This is a genomic window from Planktothricoides raciborskii GIHE-MW2 (genome assembly GCF_040564635.1).
In the GTDB taxonomy this organism is placed as follows: Bacteria; Cyanobacteriota; Cyanobacteriia; order Cyanobacteriales; family Laspinemataceae; genus Planktothricoides; species Planktothricoides raciborskii.
In genome coordinates this window covers 3,621,622-3,641,059 of sequence record NZ_CP159837.1, presented here as the reverse complement: position 1 = coordinate 3,641,059, position 19,438 = coordinate 3,621,622, and the positions used below count along the sequence as shown (strand labels likewise).

13 protein-coding genes are annotated in these 19,438 nt (G+C 42.9%); 8 read left to right on the top strand and 5 right to left on the bottom strand.

What is annotated here, in order from left to right; genetic code table 11:
- Positions 1 to 3 precede the first annotated feature (3 nt).
- From cas3 to ABWT76_RS15390, 3 genes are all read left to right on the top strand, one after another.
- Positions 4 to 2,730, top strand: coding sequence for a CRISPR-associated helicase Cas3' (gene cas3, locus ABWT76_RS15400; protein ID WP_354634566.1), 2,727 nt, complete (start codon positions 4 to 6; stop codon positions 2,728 to 2,730).
- A gap of 288 nt (positions 2,731 to 3,018) precedes the next feature.
- The gene (gene cas6 / locus ABWT76_RS15395) at positions 3,019 to 3,861 is read left to right on the top strand and encodes a CRISPR-associated endoribonuclease Cas6 (protein WP_054464505.1); all 843 of its coding nucleotides are present in this window, start codon (positions 3,019 to 3,021) and stop codon (positions 3,859 to 3,861) included.
- A 373-nt stretch (positions 3,862 to 4,234) separates the two neighbouring features.
- Positions 4,235 to 5,053 (top strand): SGNH/GDSL hydrolase family protein, encoded by an 819-nt coding sequence (locus ABWT76_RS15390; RefSeq protein WP_199317271.1) that lies wholly within the window; start codon positions 4,235 to 4,237, stop codon positions 5,051 to 5,053.
- A 50-nt stretch (positions 5,054 to 5,103) separates the two neighbouring features.
- Here ABWT76_RS15390 and ABWT76_RS15385 read toward each other — a convergent pair whose 3' ends face one another.
- Positions 5,104 to 6,054, bottom strand: coding sequence for a homocysteine S-methyltransferase family protein (locus ABWT76_RS15385; protein ID WP_082348702.1), 951 nt, complete (start codon positions 6,052 to 6,054; stop codon positions 5,104 to 5,106).
- A gap of 88 nt (positions 6,055 to 6,142) precedes the next feature.
- On the opposite strand from ABWT76_RS15385, the gene ABWT76_RS15380 reads away from it, so the two are divergent.
- On the top strand, positions 6,143 to 7,048 hold the full coding sequence (locus tag ABWT76_RS15380; protein ID WP_354634565.1) for a Uma2 family endonuclease: 906 nt from the start codon (positions 6,143 to 6,145) through the stop codon (positions 7,046 to 7,048).
- A 244-nt stretch (positions 7,049 to 7,292) separates the two neighbouring features.
- On the opposite strand, the gene ABWT76_RS15375 is transcribed toward ABWT76_RS15380, so the two are convergent.
- Positions 7,293 to 10,991: an NACHT domain-containing protein gene (locus ABWT76_RS15375; RefSeq protein WP_354634564.1), complete on the bottom strand. Its 3,699-nt coding sequence runs from the start codon at positions 10,989 to 10,991 to the stop codon at positions 7,293 to 7,295.
- Between the two features lie 210 nt (positions 10,992 to 11,201).
- On the opposite strand from ABWT76_RS15375, the gene ABWT76_RS15370 reads away from it, so the two are divergent.
- From ABWT76_RS15370 to ABWT76_RS15355, 4 genes are all read left to right on the top strand, one after another.
- Positions 11,202 to 12,344, top strand: coding sequence for a peptidoglycan DD-metalloendopeptidase family protein (locus ABWT76_RS15370; RefSeq protein WP_354634563.1), 1,143 nt, complete (start codon positions 11,202 to 11,204; stop codon positions 12,342 to 12,344).
- A 186-nt stretch (positions 12,345 to 12,530) separates the two neighbouring features.
- The gene (locus ABWT76_RS15365) at positions 12,531 to 12,782 is read left to right on the top strand and encodes a hypothetical protein (protein WP_054464503.1); all 252 of its coding nucleotides are present in this window, start codon (positions 12,531 to 12,533) and stop codon (positions 12,780 to 12,782) included.
- Between the two features lie 1,375 nt (positions 12,783 to 14,157).
- A complete protein-coding gene (locus ABWT76_RS15360) occupies positions 14,158 to 15,945 on the top strand; it encodes a S8 family peptidase (protein ID WP_054464350.1) in 1,788 nt (595 codons plus the stop codon).
- Positions 15,942 to 16,166: a hypothetical protein gene (locus ABWT76_RS15355; protein ID WP_054464349.1), complete on the top strand. Its 225-nt coding sequence runs from the start codon at positions 15,942 to 15,944 to the stop codon at positions 16,164 to 16,166. The genes ABWT76_RS15360 and ABWT76_RS15355 overlap by 4 nt, the downstream gene beginning before the upstream one ends.
- A gap of 63 nt (positions 16,167 to 16,229) precedes the next feature.
- Here the strand turns inward: ABWT76_RS15355 and ABWT76_RS15350 are convergent, their stop codons facing one another.
- The 3 genes from ABWT76_RS15350 to ABWT76_RS15340 form a co-directional block, all read right to left on the bottom strand.
- A complete protein-coding gene (locus ABWT76_RS15350) occupies positions 16,230 to 16,700 on the bottom strand; it encodes a group 1 truncated hemoglobin (RefSeq protein ID WP_231636533.1) in 471 nt (156 codons plus the stop codon).
- A gap of 275 nt (positions 16,701 to 16,975) precedes the next feature.
- Positions 16,976 to 17,413, bottom strand: a complete 438-nt coding sequence (locus tag ABWT76_RS15345; RefSeq protein WP_054464348.1) for an Hsp20/alpha crystallin family protein — start codon at positions 17,411 to 17,413, stop codon at positions 16,976 to 16,978.
- 836 nt (positions 17,414 to 18,249) lie between these two features.
- Positions 18,250 to 18,897 (bottom strand): hypothetical protein, encoded by a 648-nt coding sequence (locus tag ABWT76_RS15340; RefSeq protein WP_156331458.1) that lies wholly within the window; start codon positions 18,895 to 18,897, stop codon positions 18,250 to 18,252.
- Positions 18,898 to 19,438 lie beyond the last annotated feature (541 nt).

Sequence of the window (19,438 nt, the reverse complement as noted above, 5' to 3'; positions counted from 1 at the left end):
TTTATGTCAAAAGTCAAGCGCGATCGCGATCGTCCCTATAATTTTGGCCGCGTGTTTTTTCCAGGCGATCCTCACCCGATTCCGAATGAGGTTCTTTTTCAACCTTTGGGTAATCATGTGGGCAATGTGATGAAGTTGGTTCGGGATTGGGATCAAGATGATTTTCCTTTTGAGTCTTCATTTGAACGGGTTTTAGAAGCGGCGAAAATTCACGATCAAGGGAAACCACAAAAATTTGCCATTGGTGTCAACACTGATTCACAAGGAAACTTTAAAAACTATATCTATTCCTTCAAAGGACATCGGTTTTTAGCGGAAAGTAAAAAAGATACTTGGGCGCAAGCTTTAGCGCGGGGACATCACGATTTTTCTGTTGGGGATATTTGTCGAGATACTTATACTTTGAACAAAGAGGAAAAATATCAACAGCTAGGAAATGAAGACGCCCTTGCTTATGCTAAGGAACTCTACATTTTAGAAATGTGCGATCAAATTGAAGCGGAGTTAGCTTGCCGAGTTATCGGAGATGAAAGTCAAGCCGAATCGAGGGCATTTATGGATTTTACCATTGCCCAGGATGGGTCGAAATTGGAATATTATATTGATCCTTGGCCTTTTGCCAAAGATGCCGTCATAAAATTGAATTTTGAGTCATGGGCAATGCGGCTTAATGATTTAGCTGAAGATGACAAAAATAAGTTGCAAAAATGTGTAGATGAAAAGCCAGCAAAAGATTTAGGCAAAACTCTGGATACAATTGTCAAAGACTGGTGGCAATCCAAACCAGAAGAACAAGCGAAGCAACCCCCAAAAACAGCTATCCTCAAACCTTATCCACCTTTAGAGGAACCGGAAGATAAACGCTGTGAATTTTGGTATCAGCAGTTAGCAGGGTTTCAGCCAAACCCAATGCAAAAAGAAATGTTTGAGGCTTTGGCAGACGAAACTCCCGCTATTTTGTTAAAAGCTCCAACGGGTACGGGTAAATTAGAGAGTATTTTATTTGCTGCTTTAGCACATAATTATCGGCTATTTTTACCTTTACCGGCTCGCAGTTTATTAGAAGATCAAAAACAGCGCGTTGAAGAGTACCTTAAGAAGTTTTCACAGCTTTATCCCGGTAAAGAATTTTCGCTGGTGGTTGATACTGGCTCCCAGATGCACCGCTGGGTCTATCAAAATGGTCAAGAAATTAAACGGAGGATTAATCCCCGCCGCCATCTTTACAAAGGTAATGTGATTTTAACGACTATCGATAAGTTTCTCTATCGCTATTTTGCTTTTGGAGACAAACAGAAGTCGTTTATTTTTCCCCTGCGGATTCACCAAGAAAAAAGTTTAATTTGTTTTGATGAAGCCCATAGTTATGATGATTTGGCTTTTACCAATTTTTCTAGTTTAGTTCGATCGCTGTATGAAGCGGGACGGGCGATCGTATTAATGACCGCTACAATGCCCCCAGAACATCAGGATCTTTTTGATTATCTGCGGGTGATTGATTATATTGCCAATCCAGAAAACAGAGAAAAACTCATAAAATTTCAGCAGCAAACCTTAAATCAATCTTGTCTCAATGAAAAAAGCTTTCAATGGTTGAGCGAAATTACACGCAATCCGCAAGATCCGAATGATTTTCAAACCCAGTTTTCCCAAGTTATTCTCAATGAATGGCAAATAAACAGCGATCGCCGGATTATTGCGGTTGTGGAAACCGTTAAAGATGCGGTGGCTATTTATCAGCAGGTTAAACATGAGTTAGGTTCTCATGTTGACGCCAAAGGACAATTTTTATTTCTTTATCATGGCCGTATTTCTGAGCAGCCTGCGAATCACGAATTTTCTCGGACTAACGTTTACAAACGCCTAAAAAATCGGGATGACAACAATCAATCTTATATTCTGATTACTACCAGCGCGATCGAAGTTGGTTGTGATTTGAATAGCCAAACGCTAATTTCTGAACTTTGTCCTCCAGAAAACTTGATTCAAAGAGCAGGTCGCTGTAACCGCCGAGGAGATGTGGCCAATGCTAAAGTTATTTTAGTGGGAAATTATATTCAAAATTTCGCGAATACTTTGAGTGAACCAGGATGGGAAAATTATCAAGAAATGTTGCGATCGCTCACTAAGTTTGACAGTGATAAAATTTGTGACTGTATTGCCCATAAACCTCATGTTGATGATTACCGAGTTGTCGAATTATTTTCGATGCTCCAGGACTATGTTTATGAAGCGGATTTAACTTGTCAACCGGCTCACGATAAAGGCTTAATCATCACCCGCAGTTGGACACCTTCGGTGACATTAGTTTATGATGATGGTTCTGCCAACGAAGATATAGCAAAAATGCCTCAAGTTTCTGTACCCATTGACCGCTTTACGATCAAAAAGTCTGAAACAAGCAGTAATCTTTATGCCAATATCAGGGTTTATGAACGCTATTATAATCAAGAAGAGACTTGCTCGGATTTGCGGGATTTAAGCTGGGGATTTGCTTATCATAAAGACATTATCATCAAAATCAATAAATCCCATGATGGTGCTATCATGCCAGATAATTTGCCAGAATATCCTTACGATCCAGAAGTCGGTTTTGTGGAACTGCCTGGAGTGTTTATCAAGCCTAAATCTACTGGATTTGAGGAAAAATTGCTGTATCAGTTTGAAAGTGCAAATGGTAAAAAATCGGTAATTATTCGCTATATTAAGGCGTTAGAACCGTCCAGTTAATTAATTCATCCGTATTGGCAATAGTTGTAATGGCGCGATCGCCCCCTTACACTTTTGTAAATAAACCTAGTAGGGGCGAAGCATTCGGGCAAAGTATCTCTGGGACACAAGAAAAATTTTTTACCCGAATGCTTCGCCCTTATTCGGGCAAAGTATCTCTGGGACACAAGAAAAATTTTTTACCCGAATGCTTCGCCCCTACAATATTGTTATGCTCGCACCATTGCCGCCCTAAAATTACCTTTTATAACCCAAAATAACCCTAAATCTTCAACCCAAAATAAGCCAATGCCTCACAGTCTTGTCCTCAACATCCAACCTAAATCTTGGATTCCTCCCCAATACCTCACCGGCAGACATTTACACGCCCTATTTCTCACCTTGGTCAGCGCGGGAGATCGAGAATTAGGCGACTATCTCCATGAGCAAAAAAATGATAAAGCTTTCACCCTCAGTCCTTTACAAATTAGCGGAAAAATGCGGAGTGCATTCGGCATTGATTCGTTAGAATGGGAGTATCATCAAGGCATTAGTGGGGGGACTCGTTGCTGGTGGCGGATTTCTTTATTAGATGATACATTGTTTTCTCGCTTGACTAAGCTTTGGTTGAATTTAAACCCAGAGCATTCTTGGCATTTAGGGCCAGCAGATTTACACATTACCAGTATTTTAGGCACGGCGCAACCTCAGCAACCTTGGGCAAATTTTAGCTCTTATTCTACTTTATATGAAAAGGCTTCCGATCGCGATCGCCAACTGGCTTTTACCATTGCCACACCGACCTCTTTTCGTCAGGGACAGTACGATGCCTCTTTGCCAACCAGGGATTGTGTCTTTAATAGTTTGCTGCACCGCTGGAATAAATACAGTGGCATAGAGTTTTCCCCTGATTTGTTAGGGATGATTTTTCCCAGTTTTTTTAATATTCGTACCGAAGTAGTGGGGGATTCTCGGAGCACTTTTATCGGCTGTATTGGGGAGATTAGTTTCCGAATTTTGGGAGAGGTTGAACCCACTGCAATTAAACAACTAAATGCCTTGGCGGATTTTGCTTTATATGCCGGTTTGGGACGCAAAACTACGATGGGTATGGGAATGGTGCGGCGAGTTAATTTTTCTCTGGTTAATTGACCGTAAAAATAGGCATCTATGTGAAATGCTCCCTAGAAATAACCCAGAATAGCCGGATTTCAAAAATAGATGGTCTGGGCAAAAACCACCCAGACATCATTTTCTCGATTTTTCCCTAAGATAAGACTGACCCAGGATATCGAATAAACTTAGAGGGGATCCCCTGGTTGCCTTGATTTTGCCAATGATTTTGCCAATGACTCTGTGAATGACCCTGTGAATGTACCCTGTAAGACTGATAAAAAGCAGAGGAACACCACCAAGCCAATTAGCAATCAGATGTGATAACCTGTGGGCAAAGTCTTCACCCCATAAGCAGATAAATTAAACGGTGGAACCAGGCAAACTCCAAACAATTAGCATATTCACGTCCTTGAATAAAATTCCGTCTTGGGCTTTATTATCCTTGGCAGCGAATGGGTTGCTGCTTTTGACGGTCAGTTTGCTGCTGGCAAAAGGCTCAGGATCTTCCGCTGACTGGTCAAAATCGGCCAAATTGAATAATGAACAAACCCTAGAAAGCATCAAGGTATCCCCCAGTCAACTCCAGTTAGGGCCAAAACATCGCTGGAATTATGACCAATGGGTTGCCCAGTTGGGCCGGGAAGCCAAAGCGGTGGCGAAAAATCCGCCCGAACGGTTGTTTATTTTAGCTGGGGATTCGATAACTCTGTGGTTTCCTCCAGAGTTATTGCCACCGGGTAAAACTTGGCTGAATCAAGGGATTTCGGGAGAAACTTCTCAGGGCTTATTGAAGCGATTAAAAATCCTGGATGAAACTAATCCCGAAACGGTGTTTGTTTTGATTGGAATTAATGACTTGATTCGCGGGGAGTCACCGGAAACGGTGCTGGAAAATTCCCGTTTAATTATCCGCGATATTCTTTGGGCTCATCCTAATGCTCAAGTGGTGGTGCAGTCAATTTTACCCCACAGTTCAGAAGATGCGACTTGGGAAAGACGCGATCGCCTCTTAGCAATTCCCAATGAGACTATTCGCGAGATGAACAGTCAACTAAAAGCGATCGCAGAGGAAGAAAATGTTTATTTCCTAGATTTACATCCTTTATTTACGGATGCTAATGGAAATCTACGGTTAGAGTTAACCACCGATGGTCTACATTTAAGCCGTCAAGGATATTTAGTTTGGCGATCGGCGATCGATTTATTTACTCAAATGAAATTAGAATAAAATAACCGTGGGCAAAATAAGAGCTTTTGCCCACCCTAAATAATTTCCCCCTAGATTAATCTATCGGATAAATTTTTAATATATTGGGGACTGACTCCACAACAGCCCCCAATAAAATGCGCCCCTAGTTTCACCCATTCTAAGGCAAAATTAGTGTAAACTTTTTCGGTGATATCCTCTCTGGTTGGGGCAGCAGATTCACTTTTGGCTAATTCAAAATTTGCCTCTACTGGAACTAACCGATTCCCATAAGCCCCTAATTGAATTCCGCGCTGTTGTAAATCTTCGGTTAAGGCGCGATCGCCATGAATAGATTGCAAGGTTAATGTGATTGATTCCGGTTCGCTACAGTTAAACGCGATCGCCTTTAGTCTTCCCTCAATTCCGGGTAATTTCAGTAAAGAACGAATCGCCTCTGTTGCCGGTTCTCCACTTCGCAAACAGCCATCTTTTTGCACTGTCCAAGACACCCATAAAGGCATATCTGGACTGACTGAATTTGCCGCTGTTAATGCCCAGCTTGCTTCTGCCAAACAAGACATAGTTTCCGCCAGATAAATATCCACAAAAGGCAGTAAACTCAGCGCAATGCGGCGATAGTAATCCAGGGAAATTTCTTTGGGTAAAATCAGGTCGGGGCGGTAACTTTCTCCCAGCGGAGGTAGACAACCACAAATTTTCACTCTTAGATATCCTTCTTGGTGACATTTATCTCTAGCTTCCACCGCTAAATGACCCGCCAATCTGGTTAATTCTTCCAGGCGATCGGCTAATCCACAGTTAGGAGTCACCGCATAATTATTAGTAGTAATATAAAGCGCCCCTGCCCGAATAAAATTTTGATGAACGCGCCGCACTAAATCGTGATATTGCTGGTCTACTAGGGCACGGGCAGACCAAATTTTGCGATCGTCCGGCAGTCCCAGCCGTTGTAATTCTTCTCCCGTTCCTCCATCTAATATCTCTACGGATTTTCTTAGATCGGAATGTTTAGTCATCATAGATTTTTACCTGAAAAAACCAAACGCACATTTTTTGTTTTGCGTTATAATTGAATTATTATAAATAATAAACGGTTGTCGAAGCAAAATGCAACTTAAACAATTTAAATACCCGATAGAACAAAGAGAAACTCCTGTTTCTCCGAGAGAAACCCTGCCCACCATGTATGACTTACCTAGTGAAAACCCGGAGGAACCTGGTTTGCCTGACGAATTCCATGACTTTCAACCCGAACTTTTGCGCGTAACTTTTCGCCCCCCCAACTACCCAGCAGAAAAAGTGTTTTGCGGTAGTGATATGAACCTTTATTATGATGGGCGACACCATTCTTGGTATAAACGACCAGACTGGTTTGGAGTGGTCGGGGTGTCACGGCTTTATGACGAAAAGGATTTACGGTTAAGTTATGTGATTTGGCAAGAAGTGGTTGCCCCGACGGTGGTGGTAGAATTACTATCACCCGGAACGGAAAAAGAAGACTTAGGCAGAAGTACGAGATTAAGCAATCAACCCCCGACAAAATGGGAAGTTTACGAGCAAATTTTGAAGGTTCCTTATTATATCGTATTCGATCGCTATACGGATACATTAAAAGCCTTTGAAATCCGGGCTGGGTTTTATCAGGAAATCGAGTTAAAAGAACCCAGAATTTGGATGCCTCAATTAGAATTAGGTTTGGGTTTGTGGTCGGGAGAATATGAAGGACTTAATCGCGTTTGGTTGCGTTGGTATGATGCCCAAGGTAATTGGATTTTAACACCAACGGAACAAGCCCAAGCAAATTTTGAAGCAGAACGTCAACGGGCGGAAACTGAACGGCAACGGGCGGAAACTGAACGGCAACGGGCGGAAACTGAACGGCAACGGGCTGAAGCGGAACGGCAACGGGCGGAAACTGAACGACAACTGGCTGAAGCGGAACGGCAAAAATCCCAGCGTTTAGAAGAATTGCTGCGATCGCATGGCATTGACCCAAATAGTTTAAACGGCTAGTAAATTAGTCGCACCACAAAGACACAAAGAACACAAAGAAATCTCCTCTGTGTTCCTCTGTGTCTCTGTGGTTTATACTGCTATATAATCATCAAAAAAAGTAAAGTTATTCTTAGCGATCGCTATTTTATCTGCTGCCCATCCGTTATCCCATCCGTTGCCCACATAGGTTGGTGGTGCGTTACGTTCCACTCCGTTCCACTAACGCACCCTACGGTTCTACTGCATAAATGCCCGATCGCCATCATTCTAGGGCACCTAATGCTTTTAAAGTGGCTTTAATTGCTTCTGTTTCTACCTCAGTTTCCCCTTGAATTCCGGTAATTTTGCTCTGGGCAAACGGACGAGGAATTTCTAAAGTAGCCAGACATTCACCTGTCTTCACATCCCAAAGTTTAATGGTTTCATCCACACTGCCACTGGCAACTATTTCCCCATCGGGACTAAATGCTACAGTGGTGACACTCTTTTTATGTCCTAACAAACGATGACAACATTCATAACTGTTAATATCCCATAAACACAAACTATAATCCGCACTACCACTGGCGATTAATTCACCATTCGGACTAAAGGCAACCCCGTAAGTCCAAACTTGTTGACAATCCCATTTTCTCAGTTCTTTTCCAGTGGCTAAATCCCACAACCGCACCGTGAGATCAAAACTGCTACTGGCTAACTTTTTGCCATCTGGACTAAAGGCTAGTCCAAGAACTTCTCGCCCGCTTTCGGTTAAAAGTTTTTCTTCACCTGTATGAATATTCCACAATTTTATGCGGTGTTTATGACCCCCCACGGCGATCGTTTGACTATCAGGACTCACCGCTACAGCAAATAATTGCTCTAGTTGAGGCTGCCATTGTTTTGCCAGAGATTTGGTGGCTAAATTCCAAACTTTCACGGTATGATCGTCACCCACACTAACTAAAAAGCTTTGATCGGGAGCAAAAGCAACGCCATAAACTTGATCGGTATGTTTATCTTTAACATCAGTTTCATCCCATTCACCCGTCTGCAAATTCCACAACCTCACCGTATAATCCCAACTGCCACTTGCCAGAATTTTCCCATCAGGACTTACGGCAACGGTGCTCACTCTTTGTTGATGTCCTCGCCAAGTATCTTTTAATTGTTTTGTAGTGACATCCCAAATTCTCACGGTATAATCATCACTACCACTGATCAGCATTTTGCCATCAGGACTAAAAGCCAGGGATCTAATCCAATTGCTATAGCCTCGCCAAGTTTCCAACTCACTGGGTTTTTCGGGGGTTTCCACATCCCACAAACACACGATTTTATCCGCCGCAGCGGTCAATAAATACTTGCCATTGCTGCTAAACTTAACTAAGTCTAGCCAACTACTATGTTTCTTTAAAGTATTGATTGGTTCGGGATTGGTCATCTCTGAAATATCCCATAGTTTCACCAATCTATCCCCATCCCCACTTGCCAATAATTTGCCATCGGGACTAAAAGCTAGACTTCGCACGTCATTCTGATGACCATCAGAGATACAGTGAAACTCCTTAATGTTATGCAAATCGGAAATATCCCAAAATTTAATGGTCGAGTCATTGCTACCTGTGACTAAAATATTGCCATCTTTGCTAAAAGCTAATGACCCACTTTCTGTCTCCCGATAATGTCCGGTCAGAGTCTCTATAAGTTTACCTGTTTCCAGATTCCAGAGTATGATATTTGTGTCTTTACTGCCAGTCAATAGCAGTTGCGGATTTGTCGGACTAAAAGCAATTCCTGTGACTGGTGCTTGATGTCCTGATAAAGTTCTGATATGTTGCCCTGTATTCAAATCCCATAGTTCTACATCAGGGGAATTGAGATGGTTAGTTGCTAAAAATTTTTCATCGGGACTAATAGTAGAAACGGTGATAGCATCAGTCTGGAACGGAATAGTTCGCTGGCATTTGCCTGTGTTAAAATCCCAAAAAAGGATGGTTTGATCGCGACTCACACTAATGATAGTTTCTTGTTCCTCGTTTACTTTCAGGGAGGTAAGATCGCTGGAGTGGGCGGGTAAAATTTTGCGGGTTTGGTGAGTTTTAATGTCTAAAATATAAATTGTCCCCAGATTATCGCCAACGACTAATTCACTATCTCGATAAAAAACTCCATGCCAGACTTCTCCCATAGACAAGGGAAAAATGCACTGATGTAATTTAGTATGTTCCAGATTCACTCCCGGCAATTCCACATCTCTTAAAAATGCTTGCCTGATTGTTAAGCCAGAAAAATCCCAATCGGCTAAATTTGCTGGCCGATTACTATTGCACAATAAATTGATTAAATTACCCGCCGCATAGCCTCTGAGGTTTTGACTTTTTACCTGGGAAATTATTGATTTTAAATGGGGAACCAGTTGCTCAGAAAAATCTGAGTTTAACTTATCCATAATCGGATTAATAATTAGACGTTTTTGAGTGCGACGGATATAATCTTCGGCGCTGGCTTTGAGTAAGGCATAACGATTAAATTTATGATTCTCATCGAATTTACCGGCTTTGATTTCCCCGCAAATTGCCTCTCGCAACTTGTCGGTCATGTATTCCATGATGACATTTTGTAAGGTATAACCCTTTTCGGTTGTTTCGATGAGCGATCGCCGGATAAGACTTTGTACTGCGTCTCGCAACTGTTTATAATCAGGTGATGGATAAATATCTTTCTGTAACTGGGCTAATAATACGGGTTTTCGATTAATCGCCAGCCAATACATCACCGGCTTTTCTAAATCGGATAACCGTTGATATTGCTGATTTAACAAATCCTCGATTTTGCCGGTCATCAGGCGATCGCTCTTGAGAAAGTTCTGAATTTTTCCCTGATGAACTTCCTTAATCAGTTCTGAAGCAATAATTAACGCTAAAGGATTCCCGTCATATTTGCTAATTAATGCCTGTTTTTCCTGAGTCGTTCCTAACAATCCTTTTTGATTGAGAATAGCTTCAGCCTCAGCCTGTAAACCCTTGATGGGCAGAGTTTGGCAAAGGTTTGAAATCTCAACTTCGCTGGGTTTCTCCCGACTGGTAATCAGCAAACAACTTTGATGTCTGCCTTGTCGCATTCGCTGAAGCAATTCTCCATAGTTTTCATATCCATTCAAGTAGGTTCCTACCTGATTGTCCTTTGGCCGAAAAATTGATTCCAAATTATCCAAAACCACTAAACAGGGAACTTCAGCCAAAACTTTAATCAACTGATTAATTTTACTCTTTATATCTGAGGTTTGGTCAACAATAATATTGGTTTGGCGGGCAATAAATTCCAGTAAATCTGTGACAATTGTTTCTAATTCCGGCGCGTCACGCAAGCTGCGCCAAAATACCAGTTGAAAAGGCTGTTGCGGTGCTTTTTCTACTTGATTAATCAGTTCTACCGCTAATCCAGTTTTGCCAATTCCCCCCAGTCCTAAAATTGCTACTAGACGACAGCGATCGCGAATAATCCAGTTTTTCAGTTGTTCAAGTTCTGTGGTTCTGCCGACAAAACCCTGAATTTCCGGGGCTTCTCCCCAGTCGATAACCAGTATATTCTGCGATGGATTCTCGCTGATAGCGTTTTCGGGCATAGCTTCGCTAACGGTGGAATGGGAGTCAGTACATGGATTCTTGCTTTCGTCTGCATGACACTCTAATGGAGGCGAGGGGTCAGTAGGGGTGCGATCGCCGTTCTCCTTAACTCGGACTAACTCCGGCTTGTGTTGGCGAAACAAATCAATTAAATCCTGCCGGGAGTTCCGCTGTCCTGAACCGAAAAAATGCTTGTAAATATTCGATTGGTGCTTTCTCACCGTGCTGGCTTCAATACCCAGGGACTTGGCAATATCCTCATCACTTTGGCCATTCAGCGTTGGCGTTAGTACATCTTTTGGCTTGCCTGTTAGACTATTAAACTTTCGCTCAAATGTTCTGGCATCCATCATTATCTACCTCATTATCCCTCTACACAAAATTGTACAGGAAGCGCTACACAACCAATGCACATCCCTACACAAATTTTGTGCAAGTGCATTTTGCACAAAGGCTTGTATGTGTAGTTTGTGTAATTCAAACTTAAGAAAGAACAAGAGAAAAACAGGCAACAAGATTGCTTGTAAAATTGTTAATTTTCTTAGTGATAAGGATAAAAATCTATGTCTTTACCTACAACAAATAACCAATGGGCTCGTCAGAGTGGTGATGACATTCTGTTTGATGGTAATCTATCAAATGGAGAAAGTTCAGCGGCAGTTAAACAGGTTTTCAGCAATTTATCCACAGCAATTCTGGGACAGCCGTACAAAATGACCGCAGGTTACGCTTATGACCAAAGTTATCGTACCGGCTACGGAAAATGGCACGCTGGTACTGATATCGGTGCGCCACTTGGAACACCAGTAAAAGCTGCTGTTGGTGGAACTTTAATTGAACTGCAAAGAACTCCTCAGACTAATAACCGTTTTGTGGCTGTCCAAGGAGATGATGGTCATCTTTGGGTTTATGGTCACTTGCAAAGTCTGAAAGTCCCAATTGGTGGACGAATTAATGCAGGACAACAACTAGCTTCAGTAGGTAATCCCGCAGCACCTCATTTGCATCTAGAAGTCCAACCTAATCGTCGCACTTATACGGTGACTAACGGTGCTAGTCCCGATCAAAACTTTGTTTTAAATAACACCATGAGTCCGCTACAAGCTTTTTGGCAGTCTCGTGGTAGCGGTTTTCCAATCTCAGGAACTCCCACAGCCGGAAATGATAATATTACCGGGACTTCTGGCAACGACAATATTGACGGTTTGGCTGGGAATGATACTATATCGGGAGCCGCAGGCAATGACACTCTGAAGGGCAATACAGGTAATGATTTACTGTATGGAAATGATGGTAATGATTCGATGCTGGGTGGCCTGGGAAATGACACCTTGATTGGTGGAGCAGGTAACGATGTTTTAGATGGTTTTTGGTACAGTGGCACTGGTGGAAATGGAGAAAAAGATCGCTTACGCGGTGATGCTGGTGCCGATACCTTTGTGATTGGTGATTACTACGGCAAAGGCTATCTCGGTTCTAGCTGGGCTGTGATTGAAGACTTTACCAAAGGACAAGATCGAATCAAAGTTCAAGGAAGTCTGAGTCAATATCTGTTACGTTCTGGTAGTGGATATGGCTATTCTAGTAATGATACCGCGATTGTTTTAAAAAGTAATCCTAATGAAGTTTTAGCGGTTGCCTTGGGTGTATCCACATCTAATGATACAATTCAACTCTCCACTAGAGATTTCATTTCTGCTTATTAATCCGATGTCTAATCCCAAAACCCCGGTTTATTGAAGAAAACCGGGGTTTTTTATTTGGGGATTAAACAACTCCGACTATTGGCGAGAAAACGAATCAACCCTAAAGCGAGTGTGGTTTAGTCAGCCAAAAAGCGCTGTAAATCATTGATTGTGATATACTATAAATAGTCAAAAATGGAGTTAATTATGGTTTCAGTTAAAGGCACATTTAATAACGGGGTAGTTCATCCATTAGAGGCGATCGCAGCCAAAGAAGGGCAGCAAGTCATCATTACATTCGTGGAACAAGAGAATCCCTCAGAAGATTTGGAGGGTTCTGATTGGGAAGAACTCAATCAAATATTAGCAGATTGCCAAGTAGATACGGGCATTGAAGATTTAGCCCACCAGCATGACCATTATATTCACGGAACCCCGAAGCGAGAAGCATACCCATAATGAAAAAATATTTGTCGATACAGCCGTAAGGTTAATTTCACCACAAAGACACAAAGAGCACAAAGTAGAGTGGTTTTTTGCGATCGCCTTTTTATTCGCTGCCAATCCCCTGCCAAAAATTTCACCACAGAGACACAGAGAACACAAAGGAGATATCCTCTGTGTCCTCTGTGTCTCTGTGGTTCAGTCGTTATCTTACTTAAGTGATAAATAAATTGAAAGTGAGAAAGATTAATCTGATTGGCATTAACCCCGGAAAGCATTGCCAATAGTTCATCATTCGCGGCGTTCTTAATCCAGCTATCGGCATTAACATATACAATAGTAAGGCTTTTATAAGTGAGATAATCTGCCCGACCGATCGCATCTTTTTGGCCACCAGCAGCAGTGAAGTCGGCGATCGCGAGGGAGATTAGAAACCGGGTTTCTTAGAAAAATCTTGGTGATTAAGCCAAAATCTTGCTAGAAACCCGGGACGAATGTCCAAATTTGTTGATTTAAGTATTGGTTATCTTCCGTAAAATTGTCAGATCACTTTTGTCGCTGAAATAGAGATATTTGAGAGGCAAACTGATCTAAAACTCAGGAAAAATTGAACCCAAGTGATCTAAAATTGAACCGCAATGAGCCACAACTGAGCTAAAATGACCGGGATACAGCGATCGCTCACTTTCCGAACCTACCAATATTGCCCCAGATCGTTCATTCAATCGGCGTTCTAGCCGCCGATTGACTCAGCGATATCGATTGTTTTTTATTTTCCTGCGAAATTTTTACATATTTTTACGGATAAATAGATTTTTTTTGTATATTTTTGATACAGAAAATTATCATAAATTATTCAGGATACTTAGCAATAAAAACTGAATAATTTAATGCATTAATTTATTAAATTAATACAAAAAAATACTGTAAGATATTAAAATCATGTTTTAATTATATTAAAAATTGAAAAAAAATGCGTAAAATTACTGATATATCCTACCAAATTGAATTGCACAAAAACTCCCAGATCGCATCAAAAAACCAGCAATTTACGAGTTTTTACGGAGAAGAATTGGAATTAATCCTTAATTTTTCAGAGGCGATTTATTAATAAATTCTTAATAAATATTAACATATCAATGTCACTCCAGGGGGACGGTTGAATTAAGGGTCAATAAGCGATCGCCCTTTCATCTCTTGCCCATCCGTTATCCGATCAGTCATCCCATCCGTTGCCCATCGCTATTCCAAAATAAAATAGTCAACAATACCGTTGCCCACATCCGCTTCGACACCCCACACCCTACACCCCATACCCCACCACACCCCACATCTCCACTCTCGATGAGCTATCCTGGTAGAAACACAGGCTCTACACCAAATTTTGACGATGAAAAAATTTTTCTTGCTCGGTTTATTTTTGGTTGGGCTAATTTGGGCGATCGCCTCCTTTCAGGGATTGGCGGCCCAAGGCGCTTACGAGTCCATTGTCTTGGATTTTCGTGAAGATATTTCTCCCAGCCAAATTGACAAAAAACTTAGCATACTCACTCAAGAGTATCAGCTTGCGCCTCGTTTAAATAGTGAATTTTCTCAGGCAGATAATCTATATATCGTGAAGGGCGATCGCACACTTTTTGATCGCCTGAAAAAATCGGAAATTGGTAGATATACCGAATATATAGAACCAAACTATATCTATAGTACCCTGGGAAGTCCCAACGACCCCGACTATAGCAAACAGTGGAATTTCCGCAGCATTAACGTAGAAAAAGCTTGGGAAGACACCAAAGGGGAAGGCGTCACCGTGGCAGTGATTGACACGGGGGTTTCTCGCGTTCCCGACCTAAAAGATACCAAATTTGTCAAAGGCTACGATTTCGTGAACGATCGCGAAGTAGCCGATGATGACAACGGACATGGCACCCACGTAGCCGGAACCATTGCCCAAACCACCAACAACGGTTATGGTGTTGCCGGTATTGCTTACCAAGCCAACATTATGCCGTTAAAAGTCCTCAGTGCTGGTGGTGGTGGCACGATCGCCGATATCGCCGAAGCGATTAAATTTGCTGCCGATAACGGCGCCGATGTAATTAACATGAGTCTCGGTGGTGGGGGCGAAAGCCAAGCCATGAAAGAGGCGATCGCCTACGCTCACAGCAAAGGAGTGGTCGTCGTTGCCGCCGCTGGCAACTCCAATGATAACAGCGCTTCCTATCCCGCTCGTTACTCTCATGTGATTGGGGTTTCCGCCATCAACGCTGCTGGCGTCAAATCTCCCTACTCCAACTATGGCGCGGGTGTAGACATTTCCGCCCCTGGTGGCGATACCTCAGAAACCGAAAGCGGGGGCATTCTCCAAGAAACCATTAACCCCCAAACCGGCCAGCCCATGTTTGCTTATTTCCAAGGCACCAGCATGGCATCCCCCCACGTTGCGGGAGTTGCGGCATTAATCAAAGCCTCTGGAGTGGATGACCCAGAACAAGTCACTGGCATTCTCAAACAGTCGGCGCGGGCAATTAAAGATGACCCCTTAAACCACTTTGGGGCCGGACAACTGGATGCCGCCAATGCCGTGGCGATCGCCACCAAAGGCCAAATCACCTTCCGGGACTTCTTCCGCTGGCTGCGGGATAACGGTTATTTGAATCCGCGTTTCTGGATTGATGGTGGCGCTTACGCACTGTTACCGAAACTGGCAATGGTACTCGGTTCCTATTTGCTGGCTTGGTTCTTACGGAACTATTTCCCCTTTGCTTGGAACTGGAACCTCGCTACCGGCTTAGTTTTTGGCAGTTCCGGGTTATTCGTCCTGCGCGGCTTCTATATCTTTGATTTACCTCAATGGCCCATGCGAATTATGGGTAGTTCCATCCCCGAACTGGGCACCGCCATTAGTGGCAGTAGCGCCCTGAACCCAATTTTTGCCAGTATCGCCATTCCCCTGGTTTTAGTCATCCTGCTGCTAGGACACCGAGACTGGAAATGGTTTGCGATCGGTTCAACCCTCGGCGTTGCTAGTTGTTTAGCCGTTAGCGCCTTATTATTCAACCCGCCCACATTATTGTGGATCGGTAGCGGTATCGGCGCCCGTCTATTCTTATTGGTGAATGCCCTGTTATGTTTCTCCTTAGCGCGTTTAGCCATGAAAGGAGAAGAAAAACTAGCATGAATATCACCGTAACCGGCACCATTCAACGAATTAACATGGGTACTGGGACTTGGGCTTTGAAAAGCGACGAGGGCAAAACCTATGAACTTTATGAACTTCCCTCGGAGTTATTGCAAAGCGGCCTCAAAGTCACCATAGATGCTCAAGTGCGAGATGATGTGATGACAATGGCCATGATTGGCCCAGTATTGGAAGTTTACAGCTTTCAAATTTTGAAATAGAGTAAAGCAAGTAGGGTGGGCAATTGCCCACCCTACTGATTTAAGACAAATTCGAGTTAATTCCTACTGATTTAAGACATCTTTTTTGTGTTGTGGGGCAGCCGCGATCGCCGCAACTTCTGCTAATAATTCATCAGAAACCCCCATTTCTTTGAGGGTTTCCATCAGGTCTTCTGCCACCGCATCAAAATGTTCGCTACTTAAACCTTCTTCTTCTACTAAAGCTTTATGGGCTTCTCGCATATAGCGCCCATCATATCGAGCGCTGCCACCGAAAGCATAGGTGAGAAATGCCTTCTGGTGCGATCGCTGTTTCGCCATATCTGTATTGGCAAAGAAATGCTTAATGCGATCGTCGTTTAAAACCCGTTCATAAAACTTATCTACAGCGAGGTCAACGGCAGCTTTGCCACCTAGTTTATCAAATAAAGTAGTCATTTTTTTCGCTTCAAATTCAGTTATGGTTTGCAATTTTGAGAGGGCGATCGCTCTAGTAAGTTTTTTCAAGGTGCGATCGAGATCCGATAGATCCAAATCAACCCTGGATAGATTTTCACCCAGAGCATTAGTATAAATTAGCCGCCTAGTATATTTAATTGACTTAAGTCAAAAACAATCTGAAGAAATCCTTAAGTTTATCATTTTAATTTATTTATGAGTAAATATATTTATCAGCATCTAGAATAATCAGCACAATTCCTGATTCATATCACTGAACCAAGACCACGATACTTAGATACTTAGTAGCACAGAAAACACAAAAAGCCCCCGGCGGTTGGCAAAACAGCCGGGGGTATAAACTTAGAGGATTATTGGATAGTCACCTTAACTACTTTGTTCTTTTCTTCTTCAGTTTTTGGTAAGGTCAGATGCAGAATTCCATCTTTATATTCCGCTTGAACATTGTTATTTTGAATTCGGGTAGGTAACGGAATCAATCGTTGGAATTTGCCATAGCGGAATTCACTGCGAACCATCCCTTGTTCTTCTGTACGGGTTTCGGATTTCCGTTCGCCGCTAATGCTGACGGCATCAGCGGTAACTTCTACATTTAGATCCTTCGGTTCTAGTCCGGGAACTTCCAGTTTGAGATGCAAAGCTTGCTCGGTTTCTTCAATTTCGGCGGCAGGAATAAAGGATGTATTGTACCCATCTTCAGTGAAACCGACTAGGTTGTCAAACAAACGGTTTATTTGCCGTTGCATGGTTTCAATTTCACGGAAGGGAGAATAAGGAGCGAGTCTCATAGTGTTAACCTCCAGTTCAATTAATCACTGTTACGATCCGTTTGTTTATGCCATTTAATATATCGGAAATTAACGGAGAGTAAAGTTCGGTTTTATGAACAAAAACAGTGTCAATTTCCCCACATTTTTTAAGAGTAGGGGCGTGGGGTGTAGGGCCGCCATCAGTGTAGGGTGTGGGGCGGGGGAAGCCGCCGTCGTGTAGGGTGTAGGGTGTAGGGTGTAGGGTGTAGGGAGCGGGGGAGCGGATGGTGCGGGGGAGCGGAGGGGCTTCTGGTGCAAACAACCAACAACCAACAATCAACAATCAACAATCAACAACCACAGGCAACAGGCGACTACTGCTACAGGCAACTACTGCTACAGGCACTATTGCCACGGTTTTCTGTTTCTTCTTCCTGATAACCGTTCCCCGTTCCCCGTTCCCCGTTCCCCGTTCCTCTTTCCCCTTTCCCCAACCAACAACCACAGGCAACTACTGCTACAGGCAACTACTGCTACAGGCACTATTGCCACGGTTTTCTGTTTCTTCTTCCTGATAACTGTTCCCCGTTCCCCGTTCCCCGTTCCCCGTTCCTCTTTCCCCTTTCCCCAACCAACAACCACAGGCAACTACTGCTACAGGCAACTACTGCTACAGGCACTATTGCCACGGTTTTCTGTTTCTTCTTCCTGATAACCGTTCCCCGTTCCCCGTTCCCCTTTCCCCGTTCCCCTTTCCCCGTTCCCCTTTCCCCAACCAAAAACCAACAAATAACCGTCAACCAATAACGGTCAACGGTCAACAATGAATAGATTTTTCAGTCAGATTAAGCATTTTCTTGATAACCGGGTTCGCTTTATAGAGAAGACCCTGCTTCTTTGACCCAGTTAATCAGTGTATGACGACTCACTCCAGTTAGACGTTCTATACGACGGAATCCATTGCCTTCTAGGTAGAGATGGAGACACTTTTTTCTGACATCTTGAGAATAACCTTGATCGGCATAAACCTCTATAAATTCACGACTGTATTTGTGAGATACCCGGTTTTGGTTAGCTTGTTTCATGTCATGATTATTGAGATTATTTGACTGAGAATTGGGAGAAGTCGTAGACGGGGTTAGTTGACTCTCTCCTTCACTCGGATGATTAATGTGCAACGACATCCGGAAACTACTAATCAGAAATTCATAAAAACTCGGTGAACATTTCTCTGATTCAGAAGTTTGTGGGGAACTTTTGCGCTGGTCCTGGGTTTCGCAGGCGGCAACTAGCATCGAATCAGCCGAACGGACAATCATTTCCCCTCGACTGAGTGATTCTTTTAACTGTTGCCCAGTTTTCCATGCATGAAATTTGGCAGCGGTCCACCGTGGATTAGTAGGATAACCGGCAAAACCACACCGAAGTGCTGCGTGATTTTCGCTGGGGATGAGAGTGTGAACTTTCACGCCCTCTTTCAGATCAACGACCATGAAGTTTTGTTGCTTGACTACCTCTAGCACAAACCTCACCCCCTATTTTGTATTTTAAATAACATTATGCTTGATTTAATCATAATACATCCCTTGAGAAAGTCAAGCCGGAATATCAAGATTCAGGGACTTAAATCCAGGGTGAATTTTGTTAGTTAAATTGGCCTAATAAATTTGCCCAAAACTTATTATTGTAATTCACTGACGTTAAATAATGATTAAATCATAACAGCCTTGGATGCGGATATCTAGTAGCCATTAGCCCGATCGCCCTTCGATCCCATAGATGAGATGATTCCGTTTGATGGTCGATCGCCGGTTGCTGATTAGGTATTTTTTCTGAGAATTGTCTGATATTTGAGTAATGACCACAGATATGTTGGCGAAGGATTCTCTGACTCTGGTTCAAGAGGCGATCGCCCCCCGATAGACCGATCGCGGTGATGGGAAAATTGCCGAGAATTTCAGGAAAAGAGACGGAAACACTTGCACTTTATAACGAGTGATATAGCGATCGTTATATAGCGGTTATTATCGTTCGGGAAGTACAGAGGTTTTCACAGATTCCCGC

Coding starts and splice junctions, on each gene's coding strand:
- ABWT76_RS15365 (WP_054464503.1), top strand. CDS start 12,531: ATGGTTTCAGTTAAAGGCACATTTAATAACGGGGTAGTTCATCCATTA.
- ABWT76_RS15380 (WP_354634565.1), top strand. CDS start 6,143: ATGCAACTTAAACAATTTAAATACCCGATAGAACAAAGAGAAACTCCT.
- ABWT76_RS15345 (WP_054464348.1), bottom strand. CDS start 17,413: ATGAGACTCGCTCCTTATTCTCCCTTCCGTGAAATTGAAACCATGCAA.
- ABWT76_RS15385 (WP_082348702.1), bottom strand. CDS start 6,054: ATGATGACTAAACATTCCGATCTAAGAAAATCCGTAGAGATATTAGAT.
- ABWT76_RS15375 (WP_354634564.1), bottom strand. CDS start 10,991: ATGATGGATGCCAGAACATTTGAGCGAAAGTTTAATAGTCTAACAGGC.
- cas6 (WP_054464505.1), top strand. CDS start 3,019: ATGCCTCACAGTCTTGTCCTCAACATCCAACCTAAATCTTGGATTCCT.
- ABWT76_RS15360 (WP_054464350.1), top strand. CDS start 14,158: ATGAAAAAATTTTTCTTGCTCGGTTTATTTTTGGTTGGGCTAATTTGG.
- cas3 (WP_354634566.1), top strand. CDS start 4: ATGTCAAAAGTCAAGCGCGATCGCGATCGTCCCTATAATTTTGGCCGC.
- ABWT76_RS15370 (WP_354634563.1), top strand. CDS start 11,202: ATGTCTTTACCTACAACAAATAACCAATGGGCTCGTCAGAGTGGTGAT.
- ABWT76_RS15355 (WP_054464349.1), top strand. CDS start 15,942: ATGAATATCACCGTAACCGGCACCATTCAACGAATTAACATGGGTACT.